The organism is Cyanobium sp. BA20m-14, assembly GCF_024346295.1.
The window spans coordinates 1-8,449 of record NZ_JAGQCR010000134.1 but is presented as its reverse complement, the minus strand read 5'-3'; the positions used below and the strand labels follow the sequence as shown (position 1 = coordinate 8,449).

The following is an 8,449-nucleotide window of genomic DNA, read 5'->3' as shown; positions in this document are numbered from 1 at the left end:
GATCTGGAGGCGCTGGGCTTCCGGGATGCCGATGTCGATCGGGGGAGCGCCGGCGGGAGCGGCTGGCTTGGAGGCCATGGGACTTATGCGTAATAATTCCGTTTTAGTTGGTCGGTGGGGCCTGGCCGCCCTGTGTTGAGCTTTGTTGTTCCGCAGGCCACCGGCGTTCCCGTCAGGCGGCTGAGCTGCCCCTGGAGATGGATGTGCTGGCACCGCGACACCTGAACGCTCACGGGGAATCCAGGCTTGTGATCAAGCGGCTTGTGATCAAGAGGCTTATGGCCCTGCTGCGAGCCATCGAAAGAGATGGTAAGCACTGCGCCGATGAGGCAATATTAGCTGGCCTATTTGTGGGTGCTGGAAGTGTATTTATTGCCGAAAAGCTACACCAGTCAAATGCGTTTGGGCTCCTGTTGCTGGTTAATGCATCGTTAAATCTTGCAGGGCCGATTGCCTGTGCCCTGCTGATTACCGTGAGGCTGAGCCCCTATTGGGTTCGGTATTATCGGCTCGGGATGGGTTCCGCTTGGCTGAGGGTCGTTGTGCCTGCAGCAATTGCCGGCGCTATTTTGAACTTTTATTTTCTTCTGGCTTCCGTTGTCGCTGGCGTATTAATTAGTTCTCGCCAGGATGTGATTGGTGAATTCCGGCTTGTTTTTGCTGCCGTAAAGCCCGCAGACTTGGCGCTCTCAAGCCTGGAGGCAAGTGTTTATGGTATGGTCGCAAGTACATGGGCCTTGGTAGAATCTAGGTCTAGCATCGGCAAGGGCAAGCCCATTGCCCTTGTGATCAGCTCGGTGACTGTCCATGCGTTTGCTGCTGTGATGGTGACAAAAATTGCTTGGATCTTTGTGCGCCAAATGATTTTCTGAAAGATGGTGGAATGAAGCGAGATAGTTGGATTTTTAGCTCCATTACCCTCGCGCTCCTCGGCGCCACATTGGTAGGGTTGGCCTTGGAGCAGGGCTGGATTTCCTGGTGGCAAAAGCCATTGCGGATCACCTTGGTGGCTAAGTCGGCGAAATCCTTGAGCCCTGGCATGGAGGTCAAGTTGTCTGGTTTGACTGTTGGTCGGCTCAAGACTCTCTCGATAGCAGGCGATGCCCGTATAATTGGAAAGCTTGATGTGGACCCAAGCTATGCAAGTTTTATCGGCCCATCTAGCGTTTTGAGGGTAGATCAGGAGGGGCTTATTGGGGATTCTTTTATTTCTATAACCCCAGATCTAGCAAAGGTGAAGCCGAAACAGGTCAATAGGGCAAGTGATTCAACGCTCGAGCTTCCTCTCGAGCCTGCACTTGATACAAGGGAATTATTGATAGGCCTGGCGCAAACCCGTATGCGGCTTGATGCAACAATTGCCAATGCAGGCAAGGTCTTTGCCAGTGATGTCCCCATCACATTGAGTTCCATGCGTCAAGGAGCGGGATCTTTTTCTGATTTGGCCAAGGCTCTTCAAAAGGAGACCGAAGATACGGCTCCAGTAGTGCGAGAAACTTTGCAGAGTGGCCAATCAGGTGTCAATCAGCTTGGCGCAGCAGGCGTGAGCGTAATAGTCACAAGCGAGGTATTGCGTGATTTAATTCAGACACTCAAGGCCATGTTTGATCGGTAGCAGTTTTCCATTTATAGGCGGAGAGTGGGGTGGCTAGGGAGTCACCCCTCCTCCTCCGTCCAGGTGCTAGCCACATGCAGTTCCTCCAGCTGCTTCTCCGCCACCCCGGCCGGGGCCTGGGTCATCAGGCAACGGGCCTGCTGGGTTTTGGGGAAGGCGATCGTGTCGCGGATCGACTCCTCGCCCGCCAGCAGCATCACGATCCGGTCCACGCCGTAGGCCAGGCCGCCGTGGGGTGGGGCGCCCATATCGAGGGCCTCCATCAGGAAGCCGAACTGGCGCTCGGCCTCCTCCAGGGGCAGGCCGATGGTCTGCAGCACCTGGCGCTGCAGGGCCGAATCGTGGATGCGCAGGGAGCCGCCGCCGAGCTCCAGGCCGTTGAGCACCAGGTCGTAGGCCTGGGCGCGGGCCGTGGGCAAGGTGTTGGCCCAGGCGGCCGGATCTGCCCCAAGGTCTGCGGCGTTGGGGGCGCAGAAGGGGTGGTGCAGGGCTTCGAGCCGGTTTTCGCCGGCGTTGAACTCGAACATCGGGAAATCCACCACCCAGAGGAAGTTCCACTGGTCGTTCTGCCGCTCGCTCTGCACCAGGCCGAGCTCGCGGGCCAGGAACTGGCGCACCCGATCGAGGGCCTTATTCACCGTGGCGGTGTCGCCTGCGCCAAACAGCAGCAGGGTGCCGGGCGTGGCGCCGCTGCGGGCCAGCAGCTCGGCTTTTTTGTCGTCTGGGAGGTTGTCCTTGATGGCGCCAATCGTGTCGATCTCGCCGCCCTCGCGCACGCGGATAAAGGCCAGGCCGCCGGCCCCAGCCTTTTGGGCCTCGCTGAACACATCTCCGCCGGGCTTGATCCGCACGTTGCTGATGGCGTCGTTGCCGCCGGGCACGGCGATGCACTTCACCGCGCCGCCGGCGGCCACGGCGCCGCTGAACACCTTGAAGCCCATGTCTTTGACCAAGTCGGAGACATCGCACAGCTCCAGGCCGTAGCGGGTGTCGGGCCGGTCGGTGCCGTAGCGCGCCATGGCCTCATGCCAGCTGAGCCGCGGGAAGGGGCGAGGTAGCTCGATGCCCTTGACGGCCTGCCAGATGCTGGCGATCAGGGCCTCGTTGAGCTCCAGGATCTGCTCCTGGCCCATGAAGCTCATCTCCATGTCCAGCTGGGTGAATTCCGGCTGGCGATCGGCCCGCAGATCTTCATCGCGGAAGCAGCGGGCCACCTGGTAGTAGCGCTCAATGCCGCCCACCATTAGCAGCTGCTTGAACAGCTGGGGCGACTGGGGCAGGGCGAACCACTCGCCACCGCACACCCGGCTGGGCACCAGGTAGTCGCGGGCGCCCTCGGGGGTGGAGCGGGTGAGCACCGGGGTTTCCACCTCGATGAAGCCGGCCTCTTCCAGGAAGCGGCGCATCGCCTGCACCGTGCTGTGTCGCAGGCGCAGGTTGCGGGCCATGCGCTCGCGGCGCAGGTCGAGGTAGCGGTGGCGCAGGCGCAGCTCCTCGCGGGTGTTCTCCTCGTCGTGCACCGACACCGGGAAAGGCAGGTTGCCCTTGATGGCATTGAGCACGGTGATGGAGGCCGCCACCACTTCCACCTGGCCGGTGGCCAGCTTGTCGTTGATGGCGTCGGCGGGTCGCTGGCGCACCCTGCCGGCCACCTGGATCACCGTTTCGTTGCGCAGGTGCTCCGCTACGGCGAACATTGCGGCGCCGTTGTCGGGATCGACGGTGATCTGCACGCTGCCGCTGCGGTCGCGCAGGTCGACAAAAATCACGCCGCCATGGTCACGGCTGCGGTCTACCCAGCCGCACAGCTCTACGGCCTGACCGCTGGCGTCTTGGCGCAGGTCGCCGCATCCGTGGCTGCGCATGGGGAGAAGGCAAGCGTATCCGCGATTTTCCCACGGCGCCGTCAGCGCCGGTAGAAGGGCCGCTTCACCACGGTGGCCGGCTCGGCCTTGCCCCGAATCTCCACCGCCAGCTCGGTGCCCAGCTTGGCGGCGGCGACGGGCACGCTGGCCAGGGCGATGGCCTTGCCCAGGCTGGGGGACCAGCTGCCACTGGTCACCTCGCCCACCACTGCCCCGTTGTGCAGCACCGGGTAGCCGTGGCGCGCGATCGCCCGGCCCTGCAGTTCCAGGCCCACCAGCCGCCGCCCCGCCCCCTCGGCACTCTGGCGCTCCAGCACCGCCCGACCGATGAAGGGCTTGGGCATCTCCAGGTGCACCAGCCAGCCCAGCCCCACCTCCAGGGGCGTGGTGCTGGCATCCATCTCACTGCCATAGAGGTGCATGGCGGCCTCTAGGCGCAGGGTGTCGCGGGCGCCGAGGCCGCAGGGGGTGACCCCCGCCTCCAGCAGCTGGCTCCACAGGTTGAGGCCCGCCTGAGCGGGCAGGAGCAGCTCGAAGCCGTCTTCGCCGGTGTAGCCGGTGCGGCCCACAAAGGCGGTGGCCCCCGCCAGCTCCAGCTCCCGGTGGCCGAAGCGGGGCAGGCCAGAAAGGCTTTCGCCGCAGAGGGCCTCCAGGCGCACCTGGGCCTCGGGCCCCTGCAGGGCCAGCAGTACCCCATCGCCCTTGCGGTCGTCGATGGCGATGCCGGCCGGCTCCAGCTGGTTGCGGATCCAGGCGGTGTCGGTGTCGGCGCAGGCGGCGTTGATCACAAGCACCAGCTCATGGCTGGCCGCTTCGCCCTTGGCTCCCTGGCGCCAGCCCCGGTCGTAGACGATCAGGTCGTCGCGGATGCCGCCGGCCTCGTTGAGCAGCACCGTGTAGCAGGCCTCGCCGGGGCCGATGCGGAACAGATCGGTGGGCACCAGGCTCTGCAGTGCATCTTTGACGCCATCGCCCCGCAGGCCCAGCACCCCCATGTGGGAGATATCGAAAACGCCGCAGTGGCTGCGCACGGCGGTGTGCTCGGCCACTAGGCCGGCAAATTGCACGGCCATCTCCCAGCCGGCGAAGGGCACCATCCGGCCGCCAGCCGCCCGGGCTGCTTCGAATAGTGGGGTGTGCAGCAGGGTCATAGGGGGATCCTATTGGGGGTCGTGGCAATCACGAAGGAACTCGAAAGATTCGGGTTCCTTGCTTCCCAGCAGTGCCAAGCGTCCATACCTTGGGAGAGCAAATCCCGATCTGTTGATGGGTCAAAGACCCTGCTGTCGTAGCTGCCGCCATTGCGCCCCTCCTAGGGGGGCGGAGATGGGCTGGTGCCAGCTGCGCCAGTTGCAGATCCACCCCGAGCTGGCCACCGAGCTGTGGTGCCACCACTGGACGGCCCGGCCACCGCGGCTGCCGGTGCTGGTAGGGGGCCAAGGCGCCGGAGCAACAGATGGCTCCCTAGCTGGGCCCCTGCCGAATCAGCAACTCAGCCTGGATGCGGTCCTGGGCCAAAGCTGAAGCGGATATAAATTTTTTACACGACTGCTCGCCCTGGCCGCTTTGCCTGGCCGCAGCAGGGATGCTGCGTTATTAAGTTATCTGATGGTTCCCGGAGGAGGCTGAGATGACCGCAACCATGTCGATCACCACCCCTATCGAGTTGATGGCGGCCCAGGTGGACTGCGAGATACTCACCCTGCCCACCGGTGCCAAGGTGTTTTCCCGCGGCGAGCGGGCCGATTCCATCTATGGGGCGCGGCGCGGCATCGTCGAGTTGGTTGGCGAAGGCGGGGAAAAACTCTGCTACCGGCCCGGCGAGCTCTTCAGTTACCAGGACATCGTCTGGGGCGATGGCTGCTACCGCAATGAGGCCCTGGCCCGCACCCCGGTGGAAATCCTGCGCCTCGATCGCCTCCGCTTCCTCAACCTGCTGCACAACCACCCCACCCTGGCCGTGCTGTTGATCAGCCAGCAGCATGAACGCCTGCGCGAGCAGCGCACCAGCGGCACCTGCTGCTACTGAAGCTCTCGCTCGATTGCGGCTGGAATGGCGTCGAAGCCGCCCCGTTGCCAGCGGGGACTCCAGATATCCGAGCCACAGACGACGGCCGCGGCTCGGGCGGGATCCGGCTCCAGATAGCGACGGCCGTCTGTGGCGGCGAACGTCCAGCTCCACCAGCCGCTCGGATACATGGGCACCCAGCCATACATCGGGTCGGCGTAGCCGAACACCTCGCGGATCAGCTTTACCGTGTCGATGTGCACTTGGCGGAAGGCCTCCGGTGATTCGCTTTGGGTGGCGAATACGCCGCCGGGTCGCAGGATGCGGCGGCAGTGCTCAAAAAACGCTCGGTTGAACAGGCCTTCGGCGGGGCCGGCCGGGTCGGAGCCATCGACGATCACCACGTCGTAGCTGGCATCGGGCGCATGGGCGGCCCAGGCGATGCCGTCGCCCACCGTCAGCTGGAAGCGGGGGTCGCTCCAGCAACCGCCGCCGATTGAGGGCAGGTACTGCTGGCTCCACTCCACCACCAGGCCGTCGATCTCCACCAGGTCGAGCTGCTGGACGCCGGCGTGGCGCAGGCATTCGCGGGCGGTGCCGCCATCGCCGCCGCCGATTACCAGCACCCGCTCGATGCTCGTCGCGCCGCAGAGGGCCGGATGCACGATCGCCTCGTGGTAGTGCCGCTCCTGGCGCTCGGCCGTCATCCAGCAGCCATCGAGCAGCAGGCCCTTGCCGTAGCGCTGGCTGTCGATGATGGTCACCCGCTGGAAGGGTGACTGGGCTTCGGCGAGCACCGTGCCCTCCAGGCCGTAGCGCACGCCGTCGAAGATCTCGTCGATCCAGCCTGGGCTGGGTGGGGTGCTGCTGTCGGCCATGGACGGGAAGGATCGCATCTCCACATTTGCGCATCACGGGTTGCCGATCCCCCTGGGCTGCCCATGACAGGCTTTGGGGATGACTGGTGGGGTGCCTGGCGATCTGCAGCTGAGTGGGCGGTGGGTGATCCCCGCTGCGGAGCTGCGCTGGCGCTTCTCGCGCTCCTCCGGCCCGGGGGGCCAGAACGTGAACACCACCGACTCCCGGGTGGAGCTCGGGTTTGACCTGGCGGCCACAGCGGCCCTGCCGCCCCTGCTCCAGGCCCGGGCCCTGCGGCGGCTGGAGGGGCGGCTAGTGGAGGGCTGGGTGGTGATCGCCGCCAGTGAGCACCGCTCCCAGTGGCAGAACCGGGTGGCCGCCCAGCGGCGCCTGGTGGCGCTGCTGCAGGAGGCGATCAAACCGCCGCCGCCGCCGCGGCGGGCCACCAAGCCCACCCGGGGTTCAAAAGAGCGCCGCCTCGCCGCCAAGAAACTGCGCAGCGCCATCAAGGGGCAGCGGCGCTCGCGCCCCCAGCTGCCGGAGGACTGAGCTGTTTATGGATGCCTACAGGAGGTTGTACATCTGTACAACCTCCTGTAGGCACCAGATCGGCAGCGGGCCTGCCGCCTCAGCTGCCAGCCGGCGGCCCGTTCTCCGCCCGGATCTGGGCCTTGGCCTGCTGCCACAGGCCTTCGAGCTCGCCGATGCTGCGGCCCTGGAGATCGCCGTCCAGGGCAGCCTCCACCCGGGAGAAGCGATCGAGAAAGCGCCGATTGGTGCCCGCCAGGCCATCTTCCGGGTCGATCCGGCACCAGCGAGCCACGTTCACCAGGGTGAACAGCACGTCGCCCAGCTCCTCCTGGGCATGGCGGCGATCCCCTGAGGCCACAGCTTCTTTGAGCTCGTCGAGCTCCTCGTGCACCTTCGCCCACACCCCCTCGATGTCATCCCACTCGAAGCCGGCCGCGGCCGCCTGTTTGGAGATGGTCATGGCGCCGGCCAGGGCGCCCTGGCCGCGCACCTTGCCGGCCAGGCGCTCGCTCAGCGGGCTAACAAGCGGGCTGGCGGAGGGGACCTGTAGGCGCTCGGCGGCCTTGATTTCCTCCCAGCTGGCCGGTTCGCCGCCGAACACGTGCGGGTGGCGGCGCACCAGCTTGGCGCTGATGCCGCGGGCGATCGCCGCCAGATCAAAGTGACCTGCCTCGCCGACGATCTGGGCGTGCAGCACCACCTGCAACAGCAGGTCGCCCAGCTCCTCGGCCAGGTGGCTGTCGTCGCCATGGCGGATCGCATCGGCCACCTCATGGGCTTCCTCGAGCAGGTAGGGCACCAGGGAGGCGTGGGTCTGCTCCAGGTCCCAGGGGCAGCCGGTCCTGGGGTCGCGCAGCCTGGCCACCACGGCGATCAGCTTGGCGAGGGCCTCAAGGGTCGGGGTGCTGGAGGGGGAGCCCATTGAGTAGGCGGGGCGCGGTAGGGCCACCCTCTCATCGCCACCCTCTCACCGGCGCCGTTTGTGCCACCTCCGCAGCAACCGCGGCGTTTTGGGCATCGGATCACCGTCCTGCACCAGATGCAGCCAGGCGCTGGCCTCCAGCCCTACCAGCGCCGCGATCACCAGGGGCTGGTGCCCGCGCCAGAGCTGCTGGGCCAGCTGCGCCAGGGCTGCGGGGGTCGGGGTGCCGAGGGGTTGGGCCAGCCAGCTGAGGCCGATCAGCAGGACGCCCAGATAGAGCAGCCGCCCGCAGCTGCCCAGCAGGGGGCTGTGGGAGAGCAGGGAGCGATGGCGCAGCAGGTTGCGGTAGGGCCACCAGAGCAGCCGCAGGGGCCCCCAGCGGCGGGTGGGATTGGAGCGGGTGTCGAGGTCGGGGGAGAGCAGCAGGCCTCCCAGCAGGAAGGCCAGGCTGGCGCAGGCCGCCCCGGCCAGCCCCTGCCACGGCCACCACAGCAATCCGAAGGGCAGACACAGCCCCCAGGTTGCTCGGTCGTGGCTGGGGCCGCTGGCCATGGTTGGTTGGTGTAAGTTGCCCAACAAGCGCGATTAGCTCAGCGGTAGAGCGCCTGCCTTACAAGCAGGATGTCGCTGGTTCGAACCCGGCATCGCGC

10 protein-coding genes and 1 tRNA gene are annotated in these 8,449 nt (G+C 65.7%); 6 read left to right on the top strand and 5 right to left on the bottom strand.

Annotation, left to right across the window (positions count from 1 at the left end; translation table 11 throughout):
- The first annotated feature begins 197 nt into the window (after nucleotides 1–197).
- Nucleotides 198–872 carry a hypothetical protein gene (locus KBZ07_RS12385; protein ID WP_254931899.1) on the top strand — a complete coding sequence of 225 codons (675 nt, stop codon included), beginning with the start codon at nucleotides 198–200 and terminating at the stop codon, nucleotides 870–872.
- Nucleotides 842–1,615 (top strand): MlaD family protein, encoded by a 774-nt coding sequence (locus KBZ07_RS12380; RefSeq protein ID WP_254931898.1) that lies wholly within the window; start codon nucleotides 842–844, stop codon nucleotides 1,613–1,615. The genes KBZ07_RS12385 and KBZ07_RS12380 overlap by 31 nt, the downstream gene beginning before the upstream one ends.
- A gap of 41 nt (nucleotides 1,616–1,656) precedes the next feature.
- Here KBZ07_RS12380 and aspS read toward each other — a convergent pair whose 3' ends face one another.
- Together aspS and gcvT are read right to left on the bottom strand one after the other, a co-directional pair.
- On the bottom strand, nucleotides 1,657–3,480 hold the full coding sequence (gene aspS, locus KBZ07_RS12375; protein ID WP_254931897.1) for an aspartate--tRNA ligase: 1,824 nt from the start codon (nucleotides 3,478–3,480) through the stop codon (nucleotides 1,657–1,659).
- Between the two features lie 41 nt (nucleotides 3,481–3,521).
- A complete protein-coding gene (gene gcvT, locus KBZ07_RS12370; protein ID WP_254931896.1) occupies nucleotides 3,522–4,631 on the bottom strand; it encodes a glycine cleavage system aminomethyltransferase GcvT in 1,110 nt (369 codons plus the stop codon).
- A gap of 175 nt (nucleotides 4,632–4,806) precedes the next feature.
- Here gcvT and KBZ07_RS12365 point away from each other — a divergent pair, with 175 nt between their 5' ends.
- Nucleotides 4,807–5,004, top strand: coding sequence for a hypothetical protein (locus KBZ07_RS12365; protein ID WP_254931895.1), 198 nt, complete (start codon nucleotides 4,807–4,809; stop codon nucleotides 5,002–5,004).
- 106 nt (nucleotides 5,005–5,110) lie between these two features.
- A complete protein-coding gene (locus tag KBZ07_RS12360) occupies nucleotides 5,111–5,509 on the top strand; it encodes a cyclic nucleotide-binding domain-containing protein (protein WP_231596566.1) in 399 nt (132 codons plus the stop codon).
- Here KBZ07_RS12360 and speE read toward each other — a convergent pair.
- A complete protein-coding gene (gene speE, locus KBZ07_RS12355) occupies nucleotides 5,503–6,366 on the bottom strand; it encodes a polyamine aminopropyltransferase (protein WP_254931894.1) in 864 nt (287 codons plus the stop codon). The two genes, KBZ07_RS12360 and speE, sit on opposite strands and share 7 nt — an antisense overlap.
- A 79-nt stretch (nucleotides 6,367–6,445) precedes the next feature.
- On the opposite strand from speE, the gene arfB reads away from it, so the two are divergent.
- Nucleotides 6,446–6,895 (top strand): alternative ribosome rescue aminoacyl-tRNA hydrolase ArfB, encoded by a 450-nt coding sequence (gene arfB, locus KBZ07_RS12350; RefSeq protein ID WP_254931893.1) that lies wholly within the window; start codon nucleotides 6,446–6,448, stop codon nucleotides 6,893–6,895.
- A gap of 79 nt (nucleotides 6,896–6,974) precedes the next feature.
- Here the strand turns inward: arfB and mazG are convergent, their stop codons facing one another.
- Together mazG and KBZ07_RS12340 are read right to left on the bottom strand one after the other, a co-directional pair.
- On the bottom strand, nucleotides 6,975–7,799 hold the full coding sequence (gene mazG / locus KBZ07_RS12345; RefSeq protein ID WP_254931892.1) for a nucleoside triphosphate pyrophosphohydrolase: 825 nt from the start codon (nucleotides 7,797–7,799) through the stop codon (nucleotides 6,975–6,977).
- 45 nt (nucleotides 7,800–7,844) lie between these two features.
- A complete protein-coding gene (locus KBZ07_RS12340) occupies nucleotides 7,845–8,351 on the bottom strand; it encodes a metal-binding protein (RefSeq protein WP_254931891.1) in 507 nt (168 codons plus the stop codon).
- A 27-nt stretch (nucleotides 8,352–8,378) separates the two neighbouring features.
- Here KBZ07_RS12340 and KBZ07_RS12335 point away from each other — a divergent pair.
- A tRNA-Val gene (locus tag KBZ07_RS12335) sits at nucleotides 8,379–8,449 on the top strand.